Below are 24,224 nucleotides of genomic sequence, written 5' to 3'. Positions count from 1 at the left end.
CTTCCTGATCCTGCAAATTGCAGCAGTCTCATCTCCCGAAGGCATCAAATTCTTATTCACGATGTGGGTGAGCCGCCAAGTACCCCTGATGAATCACCACTGTGAATTCGGAGAATTGCATATACTTTTCAAAATGAATAATGAAAAATACCAAGCTTTTCATGCCACTTTGGATATCAATATGCACCTTAAAACTCAGCCAGCCAGAGCGGGGGAGGCCTGTTTCTCACTCAGGTTCTTCAAGATATCGGCAAAGCACTGCGCCGCACTGTCCAGCACGTCACCCGCCCGCATATTCAAGCCCACGGAGCCCAGTGTTGCGCGCGTATCGATAGGCAGTTCCACAAACTGGCCGCTGTCAATTTCACGGGCAATCACTCCGCGTGAAATGATCCAGACCGCACTATATTTCCCGGTAAAGGCACGGCCAAAGGAATCCGAGACCGTCTCTATTGCCTGATCCGGCTCGGGAATGCCCTGCTCAATGAAAAGCCTGTCGACAAATGGCCGGATGATTGAGGTGGCGGATGGCAAAAGCAGTGGAAACGCGTTCAGTTCGTTGACGCTGATCTGTGATTTTGCTGCCAACGGATGGTCCTTATCAACCGCAAACACAACCCGCTCCCGGTAATGCGGTTCAAACACCAGCCCCTGCATATTCTCTGGCGCAGGAAGGCGACCCATAACCAGATCAAGTTCACCGTTGCGCAGCTGGTCCAGCAGAACGTGGTTCTCACCAGTAACAATATGCAGCCGGTTGCGCATACCGGTGTCTAGGAACGACTTCACGGCTTGCGGAATGAGGGAGGCGGCAACAGTCGGCAGCGCTCCAACCCGCACCATAGGCCCGTCGCTATGGTTGAGCTGAGTTAATGCATTGATGCCGTTGCGGGCTGCTGCGAGGCTGGTACCTGCGTGTTTTAAAAACACCTCGCCGTAATGGGTGATGCGTATGCCGCGACCATCTTTTTCAATTAGCGGCTGTCCGCAGATTTCTTCCAGCTCGCGAATGGTTCGTGTCACGGCTGGTTGTGTGAGATGCAGCACATCTGCCGCACGGCTCACGCTGTTCTGCCGTGAGACCTCCACGAAGGCTTCCAAGTGCCGAAGTTTTAATCGACGTAAATTATTCATAACAGACTCAATATGATTAACCAGGATAATATCATTATTCATTTTGAAAGAGATATGCAATTCATTCGTTTGGGGGGATGCGCATGCACTTCATAGAATTGAATACAACGACCTTTCACTACAAAAAAACGAGTTCGGACTCAGCTGCTCCTGCACTTGTTCTTGTGAATTCACTAGGTACAGATTTTCGCATTTGGGATGAGCTTTTGGTTCATCTCGGGCATCAAGGCGAAGTGCTGACCTATGATAAACGAGGGCATGGTCTATCGGGGACTGGAACCGAACCCTATTCAATTGAATTGCATGTGCGTGACCTTGCCGCGCTTATGGATGCGCATGGCCTTCAGAACGCCGTTATCTGTGGCCTCTCCGTTGGCGGCATGATCGCCATGGGGCTTCATGCGGCGCGGCCTGATCTGGTTGGCAGCCTTATCCTGTGTGATACAGCGCCCAAAATTGGCGATCCGCAGATCTGGCAGGAGCGTATCAACGCCATTTCACAAGGTGGCATTGATGTTGTGGCCGATGCCGTTATGGCGCGATGGTTTTCCGCAGGCTTTCAAAAAACCAAGCCATCCGCGCTCATGGGTTATCGCAATATGCTGACCCGTACCCCGGTAGACGGCTACATTCGCACCTGTGAGGCAATCCGCGATGCTGACCTGACCTCCTATGCCTCCCAGATAGATGTGCCTGTGCTTTGTGTCGTGGGAGAAGAAGACAACTCCACTCCGCCAGAGCTGGTGGAGGCTATGGCGCGACTGATCCCCAATGCCAGGTTTGAAAAAGTTGCACGATCCGGGCATTTGCCCTGCATCGAGCAGCCGGAGTATCTGGCGCATCTGGTTAGGCAGGCGATTGCCCGCACCAGTCCCGCAGCGGAGAGCTGTGAGCAGAAAACTTCCGAAATTTATAAACAGGGCATGAAAACACGGCGCAAGGTTTTGGGAGACAGCCATGTCAACAAAACCGAGTTGCAGAAAACAAGTTTTGATGCACCATTTCAAGAGCTTATTACGGAAGCCGCGTGGGGCCATGTATGGTCTCGCCACAACTGGACATTGCGAGAACGGTCCATTGTAACTATTGCGCTTCTCGCTGCGTTAGGGCACCTAGATGAAGTCGCGATGCATGTTCGCGCTGCCAGAAACACCGGGGCAACACGGGAAGATATAAGCGAAGCTCTGCTGCACACCGCAATTTATGCTGGGGTGCCAGCTGCAAACAACGCCATCAAAGTCGTCAAGACTGTATTTGCGCAGCTTGATGCGACGGGGGAGTGAGATGAGCAAGCCATCGACCAACACTGGTCCGTTCTTTCCAAGAGATCGGAATTGGCATCCAAAGGCTTTAACGCCGACCTATAAAACAAGTGTGTTGCGGTCTCCGCAAAAAGCGCTTCTGTCTTTGGGCAACACTTTAAGTGAAACGACCGGACCGGTATTCGGCCAGACTATACTGGGCGAGCAAGACCACGACTTGATACTGAACTACGCCAAAGCCGGGCAAAGCGCTATGGGTGAGCGCATCATCGTGCATGGCAATGTGCTGGATGAAGAGGGTCGTGGTGTACCGGGTGCCCTGGTTGAAATCTGGCAAGCCAATTCGGGTGGCAGATATCGCCACAAAAAAGATGGGTATCTGGCACCGCTGGACCCCAACTTTGGCGGGTGTGGTCGTGTGATCACCGATGCCAACGGCTTCTATGCCTTCCGTAGTATCAAGCCGGGTCCATACCCGTGGCCAAATGGCGTTAATGACTGGCGTCCATCGCATATCCATTTCTCGTTGTTCGGTTCCGGCTTTGCGCAGCGCCTGATCACCCAAATGTATTTCGAGGGTGATCCGCATATTCCGTTGTGCCCGATCGTGAATACCATCAACGACCCTACGGCCATTGATATGCTGACGGCCAAGCTGGACATGAACCATACAGTGCCAATGGATGCGCGGGCCTATCGGTTTGATATGGTTTTGCGGGGCCGCAGGTCTACCCTGTTTGAGAACCGTTTGGAGGGCAATTGATATGACCAAGCTGGAGTATCTAAAAGAAAGCCCAAGCCAGACTGCTGGTCCTTACGTTCACATTGGCTGCACGCCGAATTTTATTGGCAACACGGGTATCTTCAAAGAAGACCTTGGTGCCAAAATGGTCAATCAACTGACCAAAGGCAAGCGCGTCACCGTTAAGGGCCGCGTGTTTGATGGCACGGGCACTGCGCTGAAGGATGCCATGCTGGAAATTTGGCAGGCAGATGCAGACGGCTTGCACAACAGCCCCTCAGAACCACGCGGCGAAGCAGATCCTAATTTCACCGGATGGGGTCGTCAGCCTGTAAATATAGATAGTGGTGAGTTCTGTTTTGAAACGGTGAAACCGGGCGGTGTTCCGTTTCCTGATGGCAGAGCGCAAGCGCCGCATATCAGTTTTTGGATTGTCGCACGCGGCATCAATGTGGGCCTCAATACACGCATGTACTTTCCTGAGGATGAGGAGGCCAATGCGGCTGACCCTTACCTGAGCCGTATAGAACATCGTGTCCGGGTTCAAACGCTGATCGCGCAAAAAACGGGTGATGCGTATGTGTTTGATATTCACCTTCAAGGCGACAATGAAACCGTCTTCTTTGATATCTGATTGATTGATATGGCAGAATTTTTACCCCTAAAAGACGCAGTGAAAAAGTACCTCAAGAGCGGCGACATTGCCGCCTTTGAAGGTTTTACGCACCTTATTCCACACGCCTCTGCACACGAAGTTATCAGGCAAGGTATTGATGAGCTGACCATCGTGAGGATGACACCAGATGTCATCTACGATCAGCTCATTGGCATGGGCCTCATAAAGAAGATGATCTTCTCCTATGCTGGCAATCCCGGTGTTGGTTTGCTGCGCCGTGTGCGTGATGCGGTTGAGAATAGTTGGCCGCGCGCTGTGGAGCTGGAAGAACATTCCCATGCAGCACTTGCCAATGCCTATGAAGCGGGAGCCGCTGGTCTGCCATGTGCCGTGTTCCGTGGGTATCTGGGCACTGAACTGCAACGAGTGAACCCGAACATCAAGTCCGTCACGTGTCCGTTTACCGGAGAGAAATTGGCGGCTGTTCCCTCGCTCCGGCCTGATGTAACCTTCATTCATGCGCTCAAAGCGGACCGCAAAGGCAATGTCCTCATTGAAGGCATTGTTGGTGTGCAAAAAGAAGCAGTTTTGGCGGCCAAATACGCGATCATTACTGTTGAAGAAGTTGTCGACGAATTGGATGCGCATATGAATGCCTGCATCCTGCCGCATTGGACTATTGCCGCTATTTGTGTGGTGAAGGGCGGAGCGCACCCCTCCTACACCCAAGGTTACTACGGTAGGGACAACAAGACCTACATTGAGTGGGATGCCATCGCAGCGAACCGTGATAAATTTCAGGCTTGGATGAAAGAACATGTGCTGAAGCAGGGACCTGAAATCTTTGAGACGCGCGTGAAAGGTTTGGAGGTGACCCGATGAGTACCTTGGACTTTACACCCGATGAGATGATGGCGATTGCCGCCTCCCGTGTTTTGAAAAACACCGATGTCTGCTTTGTTGGCATTGGTCCGCCATCTGCCGCTTGCAACATTGCACGCCTGACACATGCACCGGACATTACGCTGATTTATGAAAGCGGAACTATTGGCACCGCGCCGGATGTTCTGCCGCTTTCCATTGGCGATGGCGAACTTTGTGATACCGCACTGACAACTGTTCCTGTGGTGGAGATGTTTCGGTATTGGCTGCAAGGCGGGCGCATAACCATTGGGTTCCTTGGCGCAGCGCAAATAGACCGATTCGCCAACATCAACACCACGATTGTGGGCGACTACGACAACCCCACAGTGCGCCTACCGGGCGGCGGCGGTGCGCCAGAAATTGCGTCGTCCTCGCAGGAAGTTTACATCACCATGAAGCAAAGCAAGCGTGGCTTTGTGGAGAAGATTGATTTCTTTACATCCTTCGGGCAAGGCGAAGGTGGCAACCATCGCGAACGCATGGGCATATCAACAAAAGGCCCAACTCTGCTGATTACAGACCTTGCTATCTGGAAACCTGACCCTGTTACCAAAGAGATGACTGTGTGCTCCTTGCATCCGGGTACGACCAAAGAACAGGTGCAAAACACTGTGTCTTGGGCTGTACGGTTCAGCGATGATTTGCAGGAGACCCCTGCGCCGACTGAGGAGGAACTGTCTGTCCTACGTGCACTAAAAGCGCGGACAGCGGCGGCGCATGCGGGTAACACAGTGGAGACGGCCTGATGCTTGAAGCCTATATTTGCGATTATATTAGAACACCGATTGGCCGTTATGGTGGTGCGCTCTCATCTGTTCGTGCAGATGATCTGGGTGCATTGCCGATTAAAGCGCTGATGGAGCGCCACCCTTCCGTAGATTGGGAAGCGGTTGATGAAGTTTACTACGGCTGTGCCAATCAAGCGGGGGAAGACAACCGCAATGTAGCACGCATGTCTGCCTTGCTGGCTGGCCTGCCGGAATCTGTGCCCGGCACAACGCTCAACCGCCTGTGTGGGTCTGGCATGGATGCGATTATTGCAGCCTCTCGTGCCATCAAAGCAGGTGAGTGCGATCTGGTGATTGCTGGCGGCGTAGAATCCATGTCTCGCGCGCCGTTTGTGATGCCCAAGGCAACCACCCCCTTTTCCCGTTCCAATGATGTGTTCGATACGACCATCGGTTGGCGCTTTGTAAACCCGAAAATGAAGAAGCTCTACGGCACCGAAAGTATGCCGGAAACCGGTGAAAACGTTGCCGCGGACTACGGCATTTCGCGCGCAGATCAGGATGCATTTGCTGCCCGATCTCAGGCAAAAGCTGCCGTTGCACAGGCAAACGGGCGTCTGGCGCGTGAGATTGTTGATGTCGCAATCCCGCAGCGCAAAGGCGATGCGATCATTGTATCCAGCGATGAACATCCCCGTGCTGGGTCCACCGCAGAAAAGCTTGCCAAATTGCCAACGCCATTTCGTGAAAACGGTAGTGTTACAGCGGGTAACGCATCCGGTGTGAATGATGGAGCTGCTGCGCTGATCGTGGCCTCTGCTGCTGCGGTTAAAAAATACGGACTGACACCAATCGCGCGCGTATTGGGCGGTGCAACCGCTGGTGTGGCTCCCCGTGTTATGGGTATTGGTCCAGCTCCTGCTGCCAAAAAGCTGTGTGCTCGCCTGAACCTGCAACCAACAGACTTCGATATCATTGAACTCAACGAAGCGTTCGCAAGCCAGGGCATCGCCGTTCTGCGTGAGTTGGGGCTGGATGAAACTGCCGCGCACATCAACCCCAATGGCGGTGCGATCGCTCTGGGTCACCCACTGGGCATGTCTGGCGCACGCATCACAGGATCGGCGGCTCTGGAGCTGAGTTTACAAGGCAAGAAGCGGGCTTTGGCCACCATGTGTATTGGTGTCGGGCAGGGTATCGCCATCGCGCTTGAAAGGGATTGATGTGAGTGTGAGCCTCTTCCTGGACCCTATATGGGGTGGTTTGTTTGGAGATGAGGAGGTGCAAAACGCCTTTTCACCCGAGACGACACTGGCTCACTATCTGGCATATGAAGTGGCTCTCACCAATGCTCTGTGCGAGAGCGCCATCATTTCCAACGAGGCGAGAGACGGCATTGTGGCTGGGTGCAAATGCTTCCAGCCTGATGTTGCGGGGCTAAGGGCTGGTACGGCAATCGACGGCCTGCCAATCCCCGCATTCATAAAGCAGTTGAAGGCTCATATTGGTGCGCCACATGCATCTGACTGCCACAAAACATCCACCAGTCAGGATGTGATGGACACAGCACTCGCGCTAAGCCTTAAACACGTCTCGGCAATCTTCAGCAAACGTCTCACCGCCGTGATTGCAGCGTTAAAGGCTCTGAATGACGCCAATGCCGCTCACGCGCTTATGGGCCGCACGCGTATGCAAGCCGCACTGCCGATCACTGCAACGGACCGCATCTTAACGTGGATTGAACCACTCAAACGCCATCAGATCCGGCTGGAGAGAGCAGCCACTCAAGTTGCAATTTTGCAGATGGGCGGGCCGGTTGGAACCAACAGTGCGCAGGCCGCTCATGGTGATGTTATCGTCAGCCAAATGGCGCAGGAACTGGGATTGGGCGTGCCAGACCGATCATGGCACACGCAGCGCGATGGCCTTGCCGAGTTCGCAGGCGTGCTCTCCATGATCTCCGGCAATCTTGGCAAAATTGGCACTGATATCGCTCTGATGGCCCAGCAAGGCATTGACGAGGTTAAGCTGAGGGGCGGGGGCAGTTCTTCTGCTATGCCTCACAAGCAAAACCCGATTAAAGCCGAACTGCTCGTAACCCTTGCTCGCTATAACGCAGCGCAAGTCTCCGTCATGCACGGTGCTTTGGTGCATGAGCAGGAACGTTCTGGCGCGTCATGGGCGGTGGAGTGGATGGTGCTGCCCGGTATGTGCATGACGACAGGTTGCGGGCTTGCGACTGCACTAGAGCTTTTCCAACAAATTGAGTGGATTGGCACGAGCCAAAGTGATTAACTGCCTCAGCCATACTTAGAGGGAGAACGAGAATGTCCAGTCGCAGTGAAGCAATCCAGCGAGCGGAAACTTACTTCGATAGCGGCGCGTTTCTCTCAGATCTTGCCAGACTGGTTGCCATACCGACAGAAAGTCAGGAACCCTCCCAAAAACCTCAGTTGATGCGATACTTGAAAGAGGAAATACAACCTCTCCTCACGCGTCTCGGGTTTAAAACGCATATTTTCGAAAATCCTGATCCGGCTGGCGGGCCATTCCTGTTTGGCAACCGCATCGAAGACCCGAATCTGCCAACGATCCTGACCTACGGCCACGGAGATGTAATCCGCGGTCAGGCTGGGCAGTGGCAGGGCGATCTGGAGCCCTTCAAACTAGCCGAGGACGGCGACCGCGTTTACGGACGTGGCACTGCGGATAACAAATGCCAACACCTTATCAACCTACAAGCCCTTGGGTGTTTGTTGCAGGAAAAGAAGCAGCTTGGCTTCAACTGCAAAGTCATTATTGAGACCTCCGAGGAGACGGGCTCCGCCGGTTTGCAGGAGTTTTTTGAAGAGCAGAAAGACATGCTCGCAGCTGATGTTTTGATTGCATCCGACGGACCGCGCTTGCAGGCCGATACGCCAACCATCTTTACTGGTGCACGCGGTGGAAAGAGTTTTACGTTGCAGGTGAACCTGCGCGAAGGCGCCAATCACTCCGGCAACTGGGGTGGATTGCTGGCTGATCCGGCAATTATTCTGGCAAACGCTATCGCCTCAATTGTGGATATACGCGGCCAAATCCAAATCCCCGCCTGGCGCCCCAACAGCCTGACACCGGATATCCGCAAAGCACTCAAGGACCTTCCCGTTGGAGATAAACGTGGTCCGGCCCTCAGTGAGAATTGGGGGGAAGAAGGACTAACGCCCGCAGAGCGCGTGTTTGGCTGGAACTCGTTTGCCGTACTCGCCATGAAAAGCGGAGTGCCAGAAGCACCCGTAAACGCCATCGACGGATACGCCTTTGCCGTGTGCCAGCTGCGCTACGTAGTGGGCACAGATGTCGAGAACATCTTACCAGCCCTTCGGGTGCATTTAGACGCCAACGGCTTCAGTGATGTTGAGATACGGCAGGAAGATCGCGGTTTCTTCCGGGCCACACGTTTGTCGCCAGATAATCCCTGGGTGAAGATGGTAAGCGCATCCCTAGAGGAAACCAGCGGCAAGAAACCTCATATGCTCCCAAACCTTGCAGGCTCACTGCCCAACGAGTGTTTTTCTGAGACTCTGGGCCTGCCAACAGTATGGGTGCCGCACTCCTATGCAGGATGTTCTCAACACGCACCAAATGAGCATATCCTAAAGCCAGTCGCCCGCGATGCCTTGCGCAACATGACAGCTTTGTTTTGGGATATTTCGGAAAATGGTACACCAACCTAAGAAAAACCGACGTTGACGGCACGCGCAAGAGCCCTGCTTTCGCGCGAAAAGAGCCATAGTTAAAGGCGCTTACAGGAATTCGCCAAGCAGACAGTGGAGAAACTTAGTTTCTTTCAAAAAAAATGCATTTGCCCGCTGGACAGACGAAAACAGGCACCCTATAACACGCTCACATTCGCGGGACAGAAAATATCTTGTCCCTGCTGATAGTGCCCGAATAGCTCAGTTGGTAGAGCAGCGGATTGAAAATTCGCGTGTCGGTGGTTCAAATCCGCCTTCGGGCACCATTTATCTCCCCAAATTATGGTGCCTAAAAAGAACATTTGTTCTGCTGTTGCATGGTTTGACAGTCTTTGTTTTGCGCGTGTCCGCGTCTGCTTCAAAAACGGAGGCTATTCCCGACATGTCTTGTGCAAGTTAACACCTTTTGCATAATTGTGCGCCATCGCTTCTGTCTCATGCCTAGATGCGGATTCTGATCGGGTTGTTCCGTTGAGAGCCTGAGTTGGGTAACCTACCCCCATAAGCTCCTCCAGTTTGTAGTAGGGTTCACCCTGCAGATGAGGTGAAGATATGAAGCGTTCGCGTTTTACGAAAGAACAAATCCTTGGGATGATTAAGGAGCAGAAAAGCAGGGTTCCCTACGGTGGAAAATTGCCGAAACCACGAGATCAGTCCGGCCTCGTTTTATAAATATAGGGCCAAGTATGCTGGATTGGACGTTTCAGATGCTCTAAACCAAGGGCTCTTGAAGATGAGAATTCCAAGTTGAAAAAGTTATTGGTAGAAGTAATGCTGAATAATGCCATGCTATGGGACGTTAATGGGAAAAAGTGGTAGGGCATCGGCGGTGCACGTCAAGCAGTTGCTTTTCTTCGCAAAATCCATGACGTAGTGAACGGCGGGCCTGTTATGTTATGAACGTTGATCGTTCTAGCGGGCGTTACAAACGCTTTCGTGCTGACGATGTTCCCTTGCGCGTGACTATGAAGAAAATCGCTTTCGAATGTCGCCGGTTTGGCCATCGCCGGATTCATGCCATGCTCCAACGCGAGGGAATAACGATGAACTTGAAGAAGCTTCACCTGTTACATCGCGATGAAGGTCTACAGTTTCGTAAGCCTAACGGGTGAAAGCGGACCCTCGGCACGCCGGCCTATGACGGTTCCCAACCGTGCGAATAACGCTAGAGTCTTAATTTTGGGTTCATCACAAATCTAATTCAAGGAGCGCTGCAATTAGCAACCCACACAAGAATGCCCGAACCACGCCGTATAGTCGAGAACAGATGGTCAAGCGCGTGCTGTACCAAGGGTGATTGGTCGTCATCGTCGCGGGAGAATTTGCTGTTAGCGTCCGCACCCTGCGCGAATGGATCTCTCGATATAAATCTGAGCGCCTTTCTGGTTTTGAGAACTGCTTCTGGCGGCCTAAATCTATGTCTCATAATCAGATTTTCTGGTGGCGGTCGCTATGCGTCTTCGCAAAGAGTTCCGTTTGACGGCGCAGGAGATCGCCGACAAGCTCACTCTTGCCCGCTCCTCCGTTGCTGGCTGGTTACAACAAGCTAGGATTAGCAAGTTCTCCCACCTGCCATAACTCATCGTATGTGCACGGCACACTTCCAGTGATTGCAGTAGGCCATCGTGTTTTGTGGCAATGGAGAGCGGTAAGTAGACGGTTTTTTCCTAAAGAGGGGGCTTGAGGTCTGTACCGGATCTGCGCCGGATCTCTGCAATACCAAGTGGTTGCAGATGGCAGACAACTTCGCGGTTGGAGGATCGGCCAACCTTAAGGCCGTTCGTCAGTTTCCGCTCTGTTGGCAATTGATCCCCTGGTTCTGAACGTTCACTTACAATGAACTTAGTTATGGATTGCAGGATCGCATCGCTTCTGTCTTCGGTCTTTATTGGCCGAATATTTTTGTTGGATGGAGTTAGCAAATCAGGCTCCGCACAGAATGGACGTTTCATATTGTTTGCCATCAGACATCAGACCAATTTTGGTAACAGCTTTCGAGCCTTATAAACCCTCCCCGAGTAAAACTGCCGTCAAATCAATTCATCGATTTCAGATTTATAAGCGACAACAAAGAGCTAGTTGGGTCACAAAAATATAGCGACCTCTCCATCAAAACAGGTGAAGGATGTCTCTTCCTGCGATTTTCATGAGACCTCGTGATGGTGATGAAATGAGCCGGGAGAACTTGGTGTCTTCCCGGCTTATAACTGCATTTACATTTGCGTTAAAACCATATGCGGTTCACCGTCGGAGGTTTTCTCGCTGGTCATGGCATCTGAGTTTAGTGTGCAGGTAACGCGTTGCCGAAAAGCGGAAAAGCTTTTGAACGAGACAACGTCAATGGCTTCATCAAACTTCAAAGTGAGCCGAACGCGGCATGCAGCTGTGGAGCCTTGTACGCCAAGGACTTCCGCATCAAAGTGCTGCCCAAGGTATCTGCCCGCAACCCGGTCTCCGGGGCGCAGATACAACACCGGCGGTCGGTTGCCGACGGCGGCAAACAACGTGTTCCAGTCCTTAAAGCCTTGCTGTTGCGTAATAAGCTCAAGCACCTGAGAATGGGAAAGTGGTTCACCGCGTTTTTCTAATGCAGTACGCAATTGTTTGGCTTGCATCTTTAACGCTGAAATGGATGGCAAAGATCCGGTCATGTTATAGCCTCAAACTATGCGGGATCAATTTGATGGGGCTCGCATTACCACCAACCCGCTTATTTGGGCTGACGTTCTCTCAATAATTTCAGGCTTCACCATGAGCATATGCTCCGCGAGCGGCAGGGGCCTGAACCCTTGGCGCGCAACCTACAGAGGAACACTGGTGCCGTCAAGCCCCGGCAAGCCTAGTAAAATTTACCCCGAGCGGTCACTGGCCAGAGCACTTCCACCACCCCATTTCGCAGACCAATATACCAATCATGTAGGTTGCAGGTTGGATCACAATGACCGGGAACCAGCTTGATCCTGTCATTGAGCTTGAGCGTGTTCCCAGGGTCTTTGAGGACGCCATGTTCATCGGAAAACCCAAGGCTTCGCAAGTCAGGGCGCTCAAACACGGTCGGCAGACCCGAATCCACGCTGTGAGCTTTCAAACCGGCATCACACACCGCTTGGCCATCGATATCAACTGACATGATGGATGTGAGCAGAAACAACGCATGTTCGAACTTCGGTAGGAACAAACCCTCCTTAGTTTTCACACGGCGATAATCTGCGTCCATGAACAGGTAGGAGCCACATTGCAGCTCGTTGAAAACGCCAGAAGCCGCTTCAAATGGGTAGCTTCCTGTGCCAGCACCGCCGACTATATCGCAAGCGATTTCATGGCTTGCGAGCAGATCCACGACTTCCTTGGTGAGTGTGATGGCCGTATCCAGCAGCGCTTTCCGTTCCGCATACTCATAGGCGTGTTGCGCCATACCTTGATAGGACTGAATACCTGCAAACCGAAGATTTGGCTCGGCAATAATCGCCTGTGTTAACTCAAGAACAGCAGCCCCATCGGCCACACCACAGCGACCGCCGCCACTCTCCAATTCCACAAGAACTTCAAGTTCGGTTCCGTGTTTGACGGCAGCTTTTGAGAGTGCGGCGACATTGTTTAGATCATCCGTGCACACCAGAATTCGCGCGCCTAGTTTTGGTAATTGGGCAAGCCGGTCAAGCTTATAAGGATCACAAACTTCATTGGAAACGAGAATGTCTGTGATGCCAGCGCGCGCCAGTGCTTCAGCTTCACTCACCTTTTGGCAACACACACCGCAGGCATTGCCCAACTCCATTTGCAGCTTCGCAATATCTGCTGATTTATGCATTTTGCAGTGCGCTCGATGCCGCACACCATACGCTGCAATCTCATCCCGCATCGCCAGCAAGTTTGCCTCGAACGCGTCAAGATCTATGAGTAAAGCAGGAGTTTGCACGTCTTCCAGCTTCATACCGGGAAGAGCTGGAATATCATAGCCAAGAGTGTACTGAGAGAAATCTGAGGTCACGGTCGAATCCCTGAAACTAGGAGAAGCATGACAACATTGGACAAAATTACCGACCGGAGCAATGGGGTAAATAGTGCTCCGGTCCCTTGTTATTATATAGCCTTGATATAACGGATCTTTCCACCTGAGGATATGGTTTCTGCCGCCTGCATTATGGCCTGCGTATCAATGCTGTAATGACGGTAAAGGTCGGCAATCGTGCCAGTCTGGCCAAAGTGCTCCACGCCAAGGGTGCGGATTCTGTTGCCTTTGACCGCGCCCAACCACGCCAGTGTAGCTGGATGCCCATCTAAAACGGTGATCAGGGAGCAATTGTCTGGCACATCGTTAAACAGCCGCTCTATATGGCTTTGTGCATGTACCATGCCGCGATCCCGTGCCCGCTGTGCCGCAGTCCATCCTGCATTCAGGCGATCGGCTGAGGTGATGGCGAGCAGGCCGATATCGCGGCGATCCTCTGCCATCAATCCAGCTGCATTGATCGCTTCTGGCGCGACAGCACCGGTGTATGCAATGACAATTTGAGCATTGGGGCCGGGTTTGCGCAGCCAGTACGCCCCGTCAACAATCTCCTGTTCCTGCTCCGGTCTGAACGTGCGCAACGGCTGCTCAACAGGGCGAGTGGAGAGGCGCAGATAAATGGAACCACCCGTCTGATCGCGCAGCCATGTGCGTTCATCAGGATCACCTTCGCCATCACGCTGCATATAATCGAGCCCGAACCGTATGATGATGGCAAGCTCATCCACAAACGCAGGTTCAAACGAGGCTAACCCATCCTGTGCCATACCCACCAGCGGCGTGCTGATGGATTGGTGCGCGCCGCCTTCCGGTGCCAGCGTGATGCCAGAGGGAGTTGCGACCAGCATAAACCGTGCATCCTGATAACAGGCATAATTAAGCTGATCCGCTGCCCGCAAAATGAACGGGTCATAAACCGTGCCAATAGGCAGCAATCGTTCCCCGTTGATCGCGTGAGACAGGCCAAGCGCTGAGAGCATGAGGAACAGGTTAGATTCGGCAATACCCAGTTCCATATGTTGGCCCTTGGGTGAGAAAGACCATTTGAAGGTGGAGGGAATCCGCTCCGCTTTAAACGTATCCGCCAACTCTTCCTTGGCAAACAAGCCGCGCTGGTTGACCCAGGCCCCAAGGTTGGTGGAGACGGTAACATCGGGTGCAGTGGTCACAATTTTCTTGGCGAGCTCTTCATCTGCCTTGGAAATCTCATGCAGAATATGCCCAAACCCCATTTGAGTTGAGAGGGTTTTTTCATTGGTATCAGGCCTTGGCAGGTACTTGGGAACGGGCACGGTATCTGCTTCATATCGCCTGCTGCCTTTGGCAAAGAACGGTGCTGCATCAACAAAACTTTGCAAGCTTGCCGGGTCTTGCCCAGCAGCCTCCCACTTGTCCCATTCATGGCCTTCGCGAATGCCAAGCTGTTGGCGGTAGCCGTGCATCTGCTTTGGGTTCATCAAGCCTGCGTGGTTGTCTTTATGGCCTGCGAGCGGAAGACCAAAACCCTTCACTGTGTAACACAGGAACAGTGTTGGTCTGTCGTGAGTTCCAGCGCGATCAAATGCATCAATCAAGGAGGGCATATCGTGGCCGCCCAGATTGCACATCAGGGTGGAGAGTTCGTCATCGCTGCGGCGGTTGATCAGCTCACCGACCTCGCCTTGATCACCGAGTTCATCCAGCAGGCGCTTGCGCCATGCAGCTCCGCCTTGATACGCCAGCGCGCAATAAAGCTGGTTCGGGCATGTGTTGATCCAGCTTTGGAGCTTGTCTCCGCCCGGTTCTTCAAAAGCTTCCTCCTGCAAACAACCGTGTTTGAGAATGACTACATCCCAACCGAAGTTGCGGAAAATACTCTCGAACTTCTCCCAGAGCCCTTCGCGAATAACAGCATCCAGCGACTGACGGTTGTAATCAACGATCCACCAGCAATTGCGCAGGCCGTGCTTCCAGCCTTCCAGTAAGGCTTCATAGATGTTGCCTTCATCCATCTCCGCATCACCAATAAGCGCGATCATCCGGCCTTCCGGCGCATTCTTTAGCCAGCCATGCGCCTGCACATAGTCCTGCACCAAAGAGGAGAACAACGTTTGCGCCACGCCAAGACCAACAGAGCCGGTTGAGAAATCAACATCGTCAATATCCTTGGTGCGGGAAGGATAGGACTGCGCGCCGTGGAACCCTCGGAAGTTTTGCAGTTTCTCAAGTGTTTGGTTGCCGGCAAGGTATTGGATGGCATGAAAGTTCGGGCCTGCATGCGGTTTAACCGCAACACGGTCCTGAGGTCGCAGAGAATTAAAATAGAGCGCAGTCATGATGGTACTGATGGAAGCACACGAGGCCTGATGACCACCGACTTTCACATCACCGGGATCAGAGGCGCGCACGTGGTTTGCATTGTGAATGGTCCAGGAGGCCAGCCATCTCACACGGCTTTCCAGTATAGCCAAAGTTTCCAGTTGTGCTGCGCTCATAAAACATCCCGCCGGTTTCAATAGAATTCCTGATTTATTGCAGCAGGCTAACAGGTTTTCTAGGAAATTAATGTTTTGAGCAGATTAATAATTTTACTGGAACAAGGGAATTATTCGTGAAATATCAATAATTTAGGAAAATAATTCCATATCACCTGTTGAGAATGCATTTTTTGGCTCAAGATCAGTTAGGCCTCATTTGCTGATATTGCTGTAAATACCTCAAATAACCTAATGTTTATGCGGATGACCTGACTTTGGACTGCTTGTTGGAAACAAGAAACTTCAATGCTCTTGCAAACCTTCCTTCCACGAAAGCAATAACCAGCGAGGCAACAATAATTCCAGCAGCGACATCTACCAGATGATGGCCTCCATCAATAGGGACTGAAATTAGGACCAATACATTGAGGAGGAATACCGGCAGAAAAACGAAACGAACATTCCAAAATGCATAAATTGTAAGGACCGCCATGACTGTGTGAAACGATGGGAAGGCTATAAGTCCGGTGAGACGGTCCATTCTTAGGGTATCCCAGTTATTTGACCGGTATTGAAGGATCTGGTCTACATTTGCTCTATCTACAACGAGACCGGGTATAGCTGAAACTTCGTCTGTTAGGCTGTAGTAGACAAAAGATCCAAATAATGGATACATCGCCCAGAATAAAATCGTAATCAGACTACTAATAACAAATGCATTGAGAACTTTATCTAGCTTTTCTTGCCTGCCTGAGAAGCTCAATACCAGCACAACGACAGCAATTTGCGGCAAAGAAGAATTGTAGGCGACTGAGCTTATCCAATCGAGCCAAGCAATACTTTGTGCCTTTACAATAAATTCGGGCCAGTAAAACCCTAAGGCGCGATCCCATGAGGCTAAGATGCCGTCAATGAGAGGTCTGCCCGTTAGCACCAATAGATGATTAAAGATTGACCCCACACAAGTATAGAGAATCAAATGTGCTGTTGCCTTAAAGGCTGTTGCGATCTTGATCTCTTTACGTGAGCTATAATAGTATTTTGCCGCTGCAATAAAAATTACAAATACTGCGATGCTGGTGATAAAACCGAAATAATCTGGGTTTTTATCAAAGTAATAGAAAAGAAACGCATCCGCTCCTATCAGAGCAAATATAACTTTGTTTCTGAAAATCTCTGCTCTGGACCACATTCTATTACTTCCAATAAATAACTTGATTGGTCATCAATAGAGATGGGTTTTTAAAATACGTTTAAAACTAAATTGAATTCTTCTCCTGAGGAGATGCTGGTTTAATTCGCCGCAGAAGCAGCGGCACAAATACAGTCAGTAGCAGCAGGCGGAAGATGTGGTGGGCGGCGACGAAGGTTGGGTCGAGCCCGCTTTGGACGGCTATGGCGGCCATGGCTTCCACCCCGCCGGGGGCAAAGGCAACGAACAGCAGGCTTGGGTTGAGCCCGACAACCGGCATCACGAGCACAACGCCAAAGATCGCCATGCCGACCGTTACCAGTGTTACAACCAGCCCTGCGCCAATTGCTTTAGCGAACAGCTCGGGGCTGATGCCTTTGAAGCGGGTGCCGATTAACGCGCCCATGATCAGGAACGAGCCGATTGTCGCCCAATCCGGCATCTTGCCGGGGGTGAGTTCTGTGAGGTGTCCGAGGGAAGACACCAGCATCCCGCCAAGCAGGTAAGCCGCAGGCAGTTTCATCCTCAGGAAAAGGACGCCGACGATAGCCGCTGCAAGCAGAAGATAGAGCGCCGAGAGGGCTGAAACATCATCTGCTGGCAGATACGTTGCGCCTGTTTCCTCAAAAAACAGGGTTACAAACAGCGGTACGCAGATGGTGAGGAACAAAACCCGCGTGCTTTGAGCAAGGCCAATTCGGGCCACATCCGCATTGCTATCTGCCGCCATGCTGAGAATGTAACTCAAGTGTCCGGGAGAGGAGGCGAGGGAGGCATTATACGCATCAAACCCGAAAAACCGTATCAACAAGAACCGACTTATGAGCATGCTCACGATTAGGCTGATGCCGAGCGCGATGAAACTTGCAGGCCATGCGACAGCGGCATCAATAACGGCAGGTGTTACACCGGAGCCGATGCTTACTCCCAAAACCACGAAGCATATGGTTCTCAGCCATAAGGGGACGACAACAGGCGCACCTAATAATCCACCCATTGAGACGGCCAGTGCCGACCCGGTGAGAGGAGCTGCGGGAAATCCAAGGAGTGTGAAAAGGCCAGCGCCACTGCCGGCAATGACGAGTGTCACTGCTATATTGCGAAGGTTGCTGTCTCTTCTCACCATTTCACCCCATTTCCCGCAGTTTTGCATCAATCGCTTTCGGCTGCCTGTAGTTCCTGCTTACGAACCCGTCGGGCTCGGAACGTTGGCAGGGCCACAAGAATAACCGCAACAGCCAGCAGCCCCATTGTCATTGGACGTTCCAGAACAAAAACGATGCCATCATAAAGCTGCATGGAGCGGGAGAAATTATCTTCCAACATGCTGCCCAAAATGAAGCCGATAAGCAAGGGCGCCAGCGGATAGTTCGCAAACCGCAACACCGTTGCACAGACTCCAAAGCCAACAAGGATCAACAGTTCTGTGGAATTGTTCTGCCCAATGTAAGCGCCCATGAGGGTAAAGAACAGAATGAACGGAATGAGAAAATTGCGTGGTACCGCCAAAACCTTTGCGATGTAGGGGATCAGTGGCAGGTTGAGGATCAGCAGAACGACATTGCCCACATACATGGACATGATCACGGACCAGAAGATCTCTGGTTGATCAATCATCAGGCGTGGACCCGGTGATACGTTAAGGGCAATCAGAGCCCCCAGCAAAATGGCCGTGGTTCCAGAACCGGGAATACCAAGAGTGAGCAGCGGAACGAAAGAGCCAGTACAAGCGGCGTTATTTGCAGATTCCGGCGCAGCCAACCCTTTGAGAGATCCCTTACCAAACTCGGCTTGTTCTTCCTTCGTGGCAAGGTTGCGCTCAACCGCATAACCAAGGAAGGAGGCGATGGTTGCACCTGCACCCGGCAAAACCCCGATCAGAAAGCCTTGAATGGACTGGCGACCAATGACGGGGGCAATCAACTTAGCTTCAGCTTTGGTAATGCGCAGATCTTTGATGTCTCCGCCAGTGCTACCAGAGTTTGAACGTGCCGGATCCAGCACGAGGAACAGCGCTTCTGGCAGCGCGAACATTGCCATGGCCAGCGTCACGAATCCAAAGCCGGATTGCAGATCCAAGATGCCCATGGTGAAGCGTGGCTGGTTGAACAAAGCCCCTTCGCCCACAGTCGCCATCATCAGACCAACCAAGGTCATGAGCAAGGCTTTGGAGACTTGGCCGCTGCCCGCAAAGGCGGCAATGGCTGAGAGACCGACCACCATCAACGCAAAATACTCAGCGGAGTGGAAGAGCAGAGCAACTGAGGCCAGCGCTGGCGCGAAGATCATCAGCAGGATCGCACCAATGGAACCGCCAGCAAAAGAGGAGATTGCAGCTACGGTCAGCGCCTTGCCTGCTTTGCCTTGCCGTGCCAGCGGGTACCCATCGAAACTGGTCGCCACTGTGGACGCCACGCCGGGGGCATTGATGAGAATGGAGGAAGTCGATCCACCAAAGATCGCTCCGTAATACACTCCGGCGAGCAGGATGAGCGCAGCGGATGGATCACCGATGGAAATGGCAACGGGGATCATGATCGCGATGATCGACATTGGCCCCAAACCGGGCAACATGCCAATGAATGTGCCGATAAGACAGCCGCCAATCACCATCAAGAGGTTAGAAATTGAGAAGGCCGTAGAGAGGCCAATCTGAATGCCGTCAATCATTGTGGCCTCCTAGGTGAGGAAGGTTGGAAGGGGGCTGAGATAGATGCCAAGTGTCTGTTGAACCAGATACCAGACGACACCGGCAGCCAGAATCGCAACAGGAACAAGAATGAAAAACCGGCGTTCACCCAGAAGTGCAGCTCCTGCCACCAAAAAGACAACGGTAGAGAGCAGAAACCCAGCGGGCCGCAGCAGCAACGCATAAGCGGTCATCAAGACCAGCAGGAAAACGGCCTGTCCGATTTTGTAGTCGCCCAATTTGCGGTAGTTGATCTCACTTGGGTCGGCATCAGCAGGTTTTTTCTCAAGCCCCAAAACAATTGCAAGGCTTGTCAATGATGCCAGAACAGCAATGACTTTAGGAAACGTACTTGGCCATATGGGGTTGAACCGCATGATCGGCGGCAGGCCTGCATCCATCATAAAAAACGCGGTGTACCCATAACTTAGGCTCACTGTCAGAATGACGAGTGCAATCCATCGGTCTAGCGCCATAATCCCCTCCCATTGGGCTTGGCAAGCGGATGCGCCTTAACCGGCGCACCCATTTGTTTTGATTTGGATTAGAGGAAGCCGAGCTTCTTCATGAGATCGCCGACGACCTTTTCCTGGCCTTCGAGGAAGGCATGGAAATCTTCACCGGAATTGTGGATGTTGACCCAGCCATTGCGCGCACGAACAACTTCCCATTCAGGTGTGTCGTACATCTTGGCAATTGCTTCTTGGTAGGCAGTCAGTTTAGCCTCTGGCAAACCCGGTGCAGCAAAGAAACCGCGCCAGTTCACGAAGGTGGTGTCTATGCCCTGTTCCTTCATGGTCGGCGCATCTTTGTATGCGGCAACGCGGTCATCGGACGTTACACCGATAATTTTCACTTCACCTGCGTTTGCAAGATCAATCGCCTCAGAGAACCCAGTGGAAAGCGCCGTAATCTCACCAGAGAGCAGAGCAGCCATTGCTTTGCCACCAGCATCATACGGGATGTATTTCACCGCTGTTGCGTCTTCGCCAGCTGCTTCCATCACCATTGCTGCAACCAGGTGGTCCATGCCGCCTGGAACTGATCCGCCGCCGATAGCAGTGCTGCGCTTATCAGCTTGGTAGGCAGCCAAAAGGTCCGCCATAGAGTTGATCGGGCTGTCTTTGCCTACAACGATAGCTGCGTAGTCGCCGATGGTGCCGGAAACCAGTGTCAGATCACGGAAGTTATACGGGAATACGCCAGTAAGAGAGCGGATCACGATGGGTGTGGAGTTCACCATCAATGTGCCGCGCTGGCTTTCTGCGTTCTCAATCAGGTAACCGATGGCTTTACCGCCGCCGCCGCCAGACATGTTTTCAAAAGAAGTTGTGCCCACCAAACCAGATTTGGTCAAAGCTTCACCAGTCCCGCGTGCAGTGCCGTCCCAGCCACCGCCAGCGCCGCCTGGAATTAGAAAGTGAATGCTCTCAAGAACTGGCTCCGCAATTGAAGCCGTTGGCAGAGAAAAAGTCATCGCAGCAACTGCTGCAGCCGCAATGACGCGGCGAGCCCGAATAATGCCCATAGTAGAATCCTCCCATTTGACAGGGGCGGTGTTTTTCGCCCATGACTAAGTGAAATCACTCAAACCTGACATAAACCTGTCATGTCCATGATTATTTGGGGGAGGCAAACATGAGATTTCTTCTCGTTGAAGACAATGCAAAGCTGGCTGCCGCCATTTCGGACCGGTTGATTTTGGACGGACATGTTGTTGATCACGCAGCGGAAATTAGTGTGGCAGAAGATTACGTTTCCACCAGTGATTACGACATGATCCTACTGGATATTATGTTGCCGGATGGGGACGGGCGAGATTTTTTAAGTACACATCGCAGCAGGCAAGACGAGACCCCGGTTATTGTTTTGACAGCGCGCTCTGAAGTTTCTGACAGAGTAGGCGTATTGGACCTTGGGGCGGACGATTACATCACCAAACCCTTTGATTTCTCAGAGTTGGAAGCCCGCTGCCGCGCTGTGTGGAGGCGTCAATCTGGTGGAGTGACCAACGCAAAACGGCTTGGGGATCTGATTTTTGACTCGCTGGCAGGAACGCTGAAAGTGGGAAGCACGACTGTCAACTTGCGCAACAAAGAGCTTCGACTTTTGGAGATTTTCTTTGGCGCACCAGACGTTATTTTCTCCAAGACCAAGTTGGTCGACCGACTGTTTTCCTATAATGAGGATGTTTCAGAAAATGCCATTGAGGTGTATGTGGGCCGATTGCGCAGGCACATCGCCAGCTCGTCCGTCCAAATCATCACAGTGCGTGGGTTAGGGTACCGGTTAAGTCTGGCATGAGTGCAGTTACCAACATATCCGGTTCGATCCGACGACGTCTAACCCTTCAACTGCTGGGAATCGCGGCTGTCTTGGCGGCTCTGCTGTTCATTATGGTGATGACCTTTGCAAAGCAAGTGGCTGAGGAATCTCAGGATAACATCCTGACTGCATCTGCGACGTCCATTCTGGACAGTGCTGCAATTCAGGGCGGTGCTGTGACTGTCGATATTCCCTATTCAGCCCTGTCTATGCTGGGAAATGTCAGCGATGACCGGGTGTTCTACCGCGTGGCAGCGGATGGGAAATTCCTGACCGGATATGAAGGGCTTCCCCTTGCAAAGCCTCCTATGAAGCAAGAAAGTCACAGCTTCATCACCTCTCATTATCTTGGCGAAAGCATCCGTATGGTGTCAGCTACCCGACGGCTTTCTTATGCCTCAGGACCCGTTGAGGTGACAGTCTCAGTTGCACAAACATTAAAGCGGCAGAGAGAAACATTGGAACGGATTTCCACCAGTGCGTTTTACCTCGGCTTCGGCTTTTTTGTAGCTGCTGCTGTTTTGGGTGTGTTGACCGCTCAATCAGCTGTGAAGCCCATACAAGTATTGGCGGATTCAGTTTCTCGCAGAGGGCCACAAGACCTACGAGAAGTACAAGCACCGGTTCCGGCAGAAATGGCACCACTGGTCGTCGCCTTGAACCGATTTATGGAGCGATTGAAGAAATCTCTGACACGTTCAGAAGAGTTCATCGCTGAGGCCGCCCACCGTGTGCGTACGCCTTTGGCAGTGCTCAGAACGCAGGCAGAAATAGCTCTGCGCAGGGTGGAACGGCCAGAAAACCGTGCTTCGCTGAAAGAGATGATCCGCGCCATTGACGAAAGCTCTCGCGCCGCCGGACAGTTACTCGACCACGCCATGGTCTCATTCCGAACCGACCATCTTGAAGTCACTCAAATCGACCTTTTGGAACTGGCAAGTGAAACCCTTGAGCGCCATCGCCCCTTAGCAGAGATGCAGGACAAAACCTTGATCCTTGAAGGGAGCACTCCTCCGCTCGTTTTAGGTGATGTCATCCTCATTCAAAATGCACTGAGCAACATCATAGACAATGCCATCAAGTATGCTCCTCAAGGGGAGGATATCATGCTCAGCGTCACCACCAAAAACCAATGGGTTGTGGTCTCGGTTTGTGATCAGGGCAATGGATTTAATGAACATGATATCAATCGCTTAACGGAACGGTTCTCTCGCGGCAGTAATGCTGAAAACACCATTGGTTCTGGCCTTGGCCTTACCATCGCTGAAGAGGTCGTTCAGGCCCATGGCGGATATCTCAAACTCTCCAACAGAAAAAATGTAACAGGCGCATGCGTATCCTTCTACTTTCCTCACTCCTGATCTCATTTGTGCTTTGGTTGATGCCAGCAAGTGCGTTTGAAATTGAGCAACACAAGACCTTTCCGGCCACGGAGGGTGGGGAGAGCCTTCGCATTATCTCCAATTCTGATATCGATATCTTCTCGCCACTTGTAGAAGCGTTCCAACGCAAATACCCGAGTGTTTCTGTCGATTACACGGTGGTGAGCAGTACCGAGCTGATGACCGCTTTGCAGACGGAAGGCAAAGCTTTTGACATCGCTATCTCATCCGCCATGGATCTGCAAGTAAAGCTTGCCAATGATGGCTTTACGCAACCATATAACTCTCCGCAGGAAATATTGCTGCCGGACTGGGCGCGGTGGAGAAACCATGTGTTTGCCTTCACGCAGGAACCCGCCTCCATTGTCTATTCGAAATCAGCTTTTGAGGGATTGGACATTCCCACCTCACGGCAAAGCCTGATCTCAATTCTGCGCAATAATTCGGAACGATTTACAGACAAAGTTGGCACCTACGATATTCGGGAAAGCGGGCTCGGGTTTTTGTTCGCCACGCAGGACGCCAGAACCTCAGACACATTTTGGCGACTGAATGAGGTGATGGGTAGCCTGCAGGCCAAGCTCTATTGCTGTTCAGCGGATATGATTTCTGACATCACCAGCGGTGAACTTGCCGTAGCCTACAACGTGCTCGGCTCCTATGCACAGGCCAAGGCCGCGAAAGACCCAAACATCGGCATATTGGAACTGGAAGACTTCACCACGCTCATGCTGCGCTCTGCTGTCATACCCACCACTGCGGAAAATCCAGCTGTAGCGGGAGATTTCATTGATCATCTGATCACCGCATCCTGGAGTGAGGAGGGGGCAGGATACTACCCATACCCCAAACTCAACAGAGAACGTGTTTCGCAAAAACTATCGCTCAGAACGATCCGTCTTGGCCCTGGCTTGCTGGTGTATTTGGATACCCTCAAACGCACACGTTTTCTGGAAGAATGGAAAAGCGCAATTATTCAACCATGAGGAATATGGCCCGTTTTTATGGAAAGGAAATTTTCTTCA

The 24,224-nt window shown here is 52.1% G+C and carries 23 protein-coding genes and 1 tRNA gene; 14 read left to right on the top strand and 10 right to left on the bottom strand.

What is annotated here, in order from left to right:
* Positions 1 to 195 precede the first annotated feature (195 nt).
* Positions 196 to 1,134 carry a pca operon transcription factor PcaQ gene (pcaQ, locus tag BLS62_RS29290; protein WP_208991300.1) on the bottom strand — a complete coding sequence of 313 codons (939 nt, stop codon included), beginning with the start codon at positions 1,132 to 1,134 and terminating at the stop codon, positions 196 to 198.
* Between the two features lie 83 nt (positions 1,135 to 1,217).
* Between pcaQ and pcaD the strand changes: the two genes are divergently transcribed.
* From pcaD to BLS62_RS32695, 11 genes are all read left to right on the top strand, one after another.
* A complete protein-coding gene (pcaD, locus tag BLS62_RS29285; protein WP_093190921.1) occupies positions 1,218 to 2,417 on the top strand; it encodes a bifunctional 3-oxoadipate enol-lactonase/4-carboxymuconolactone decarboxylase PcaDC in 1,200 nt (399 codons plus the stop codon).
* 1 nt (position 2,418) lies between these two features.
* Positions 2,419 to 3,159, top strand: coding sequence for a protocatechuate 3,4-dioxygenase subunit beta (pcaH, locus tag BLS62_RS29280; RefSeq protein WP_208991299.1), 741 nt, complete (start codon positions 2,419 to 2,421; stop codon positions 3,157 to 3,159).
* Between the two features lies 1 nt (position 3,160).
* The gene (gene pcaG, locus BLS62_RS29275; protein WP_093190914.1) at positions 3,161 to 3,772 is read left to right on the top strand and encodes a protocatechuate 3,4-dioxygenase subunit alpha; all 612 of its coding nucleotides are present in this window, start codon (positions 3,161 to 3,163) and stop codon (positions 3,770 to 3,772) included.
* 9 nt (positions 3,773 to 3,781) lie between these two features.
* The gene (locus BLS62_RS29270) at positions 3,782 to 4,636 is read left to right on the top strand and encodes a CoA transferase subunit A (RefSeq protein ID WP_093191747.1); all 855 of its coding nucleotides are present in this window, start codon (positions 3,782 to 3,784) and stop codon (positions 4,634 to 4,636) included.
* On the top strand, positions 4,633 to 5,424 hold the full coding sequence (locus BLS62_RS29265; RefSeq protein ID WP_093190910.1) for a CoA-transferase subunit beta: 792 nt from the start codon (positions 4,633 to 4,635) through the stop codon (positions 5,422 to 5,424). Before BLS62_RS29270 ends, BLS62_RS29265 begins: the two co-directional genes overlap by 4 nt.
* Positions 5,424 to 6,629 carry a 3-oxoadipyl-CoA thiolase gene (gene pcaF, locus BLS62_RS29260; RefSeq protein ID WP_093190906.1) on the top strand — a complete coding sequence of 402 codons (1,206 nt, stop codon included), beginning with the start codon at positions 5,424 to 5,426 and terminating at the stop codon, positions 6,627 to 6,629. Before BLS62_RS29265 ends, pcaF begins: the two co-directional genes overlap by 1 nt.
* Before the next feature lies 1 nt (position 6,630).
* The gene (locus tag BLS62_RS29255) at positions 6,631 to 7,701 is read left to right on the top strand and encodes a 3-carboxy-cis,cis-muconate cycloisomerase (protein ID WP_093190901.1); all 1,071 of its coding nucleotides are present in this window, start codon (positions 6,631 to 6,633) and stop codon (positions 7,699 to 7,701) included.
* A 32-nt stretch (positions 7,702 to 7,733) separates the two neighbouring features.
* The gene (locus BLS62_RS29250) at positions 7,734 to 9,122 is read left to right on the top strand and encodes a M20 family metallopeptidase (RefSeq protein ID WP_093190896.1); all 1,389 of its coding nucleotides are present in this window, start codon (positions 7,734 to 7,736) and stop codon (positions 9,120 to 9,122) included.
* A gap of 211 nt (positions 9,123 to 9,333) precedes the next feature.
* Positions 9,334 to 9,409, top strand: a tRNA-Phe gene (locus tag BLS62_RS29245).
* 630 nt (positions 9,410 to 10,039) lie between these two features.
* Entirely contained in the window at positions 10,040 to 10,255 is a 216-nt protein-coding gene (locus BLS62_RS30915) for an IS3 family transposase (protein ID WP_143521639.1), read from the top strand.
* Positions 10,256 to 10,595: 340 nt separating this feature from the next.
* Complete coding sequence (locus BLS62_RS32695; protein WP_280141894.1) at positions 10,596 to 10,721, top strand: hypothetical protein; 126 nt, start codon at positions 10,596 to 10,598, stop codon at positions 10,719 to 10,721.
* 89 nt (positions 10,722 to 10,810) lie between these two features.
* Here the strand turns inward: BLS62_RS32695 and BLS62_RS31880 are convergent, their stop codons facing one another.
* From BLS62_RS31880 to BLS62_RS29195, 9 genes are all read right to left on the bottom strand, one after another.
* Positions 10,811 to 11,095 carry a FadR/GntR family transcriptional regulator gene (locus BLS62_RS31880; RefSeq protein ID WP_208991298.1) on the bottom strand — a complete coding sequence of 95 codons (285 nt, stop codon included), beginning with the start codon at positions 11,093 to 11,095 and terminating at the stop codon, positions 10,811 to 10,813.
* 261 nt (positions 11,096 to 11,356) lie between these two features.
* Positions 11,357 to 11,794, bottom strand: coding sequence for a glyoxalase superfamily protein (locus tag BLS62_RS29230; RefSeq protein WP_093190887.1), 438 nt, complete (start codon positions 11,792 to 11,794; stop codon positions 11,357 to 11,359).
* Between the two features lie 188 nt (positions 11,795 to 11,982).
* A complete protein-coding gene (locus tag BLS62_RS29225; RefSeq protein ID WP_244283686.1) occupies positions 11,983 to 13,134 on the bottom strand; it encodes a DSD1 family PLP-dependent enzyme in 1,152 nt (383 codons plus the stop codon).
* Between the two features lie 92 nt (positions 13,135 to 13,226).
* Positions 13,227 to 15,629, bottom strand: coding sequence for a transketolase (locus BLS62_RS29220; protein WP_093190882.1), 2,403 nt, complete (start codon positions 15,627 to 15,629; stop codon positions 13,227 to 13,229).
* 238 nt (positions 15,630 to 15,867) lie between these two features.
* Entirely contained in the window at positions 15,868 to 16,803 is a 936-nt protein-coding gene (locus BLS62_RS29215) for a phosphatase PAP2 family protein (RefSeq protein ID WP_093190877.1), read from the bottom strand.
* A 67-nt stretch (positions 16,804 to 16,870) separates the two neighbouring features.
* Positions 16,871 to 17,929 (bottom strand): AbrB family transcriptional regulator, encoded by a 1,059-nt coding sequence (locus BLS62_RS29210; protein ID WP_093191739.1) that lies wholly within the window; start codon positions 17,927 to 17,929, stop codon positions 16,871 to 16,873.
* Between the two features lie 26 nt (positions 17,930 to 17,955).
* Positions 17,956 to 19,473, bottom strand: a complete 1,518-nt coding sequence (locus BLS62_RS29205) for a tripartite tricarboxylate transporter permease (protein WP_093190874.1) — start codon at positions 19,471 to 19,473, stop codon at positions 17,956 to 17,958.
* Positions 19,474 to 19,482: 9 nt separating this feature from the next.
* A complete protein-coding gene (locus BLS62_RS29200; RefSeq protein ID WP_093190871.1) occupies positions 19,483 to 19,968 on the bottom strand; it encodes a tripartite tricarboxylate transporter TctB family protein in 486 nt (161 codons plus the stop codon).
* Positions 19,969 to 20,036: 68 nt separating this feature from the next.
* Positions 20,037 to 21,020, bottom strand: coding sequence for a tripartite tricarboxylate transporter substrate binding protein (locus tag BLS62_RS29195; RefSeq protein ID WP_093190868.1), 984 nt, complete (start codon positions 21,018 to 21,020; stop codon positions 20,037 to 20,039).
* A gap of 110 nt (positions 21,021 to 21,130) precedes the next feature.
* Between BLS62_RS29195 and BLS62_RS29190 the strand changes: the two genes are divergently transcribed.
* Genes BLS62_RS29190 through BLS62_RS29180 form a run of 3 tightly spaced genes read left to right on the top strand, consistent with a single transcriptional unit; the run spans position 21,131 to position 24,185 of the window.
* A complete protein-coding gene (locus BLS62_RS29190; protein ID WP_093190865.1) occupies positions 21,131 to 21,796 on the top strand; it encodes a response regulator transcription factor in 666 nt (221 codons plus the stop codon).
* Positions 21,793 to 23,178, top strand: coding sequence for a sensor histidine kinase (locus tag BLS62_RS29185; RefSeq protein ID WP_093190862.1), 1,386 nt, complete (start codon positions 21,793 to 21,795; stop codon positions 23,176 to 23,178). The genes BLS62_RS29190 and BLS62_RS29185 overlap by 4 nt, the downstream gene beginning before the upstream one ends.
* Positions 23,148 to 24,185 (top strand): ABC transporter substrate-binding protein, encoded by a 1,038-nt coding sequence (locus BLS62_RS29180; protein WP_093190858.1) that lies wholly within the window; start codon positions 23,148 to 23,150, stop codon positions 24,183 to 24,185. Before BLS62_RS29185 ends, BLS62_RS29180 begins: the two co-directional genes overlap by 31 nt.
* The last annotated feature ends 39 nt before the right edge of the window (positions 24,186 to 24,224 follow it).

This window comes from Pseudovibrio sp. Tun.PSC04-5.I4, assembly GCF_900104145.1.
Lineage (GTDB): Bacteria > Pseudomonadota > Alphaproteobacteria > Rhizobiales > Stappiaceae > Pseudovibrio.
The sequence above is the reverse complement of the archived record's forward strand: the minus strand, read 5'-3'. Positions and strand labels throughout refer to the sequence as shown.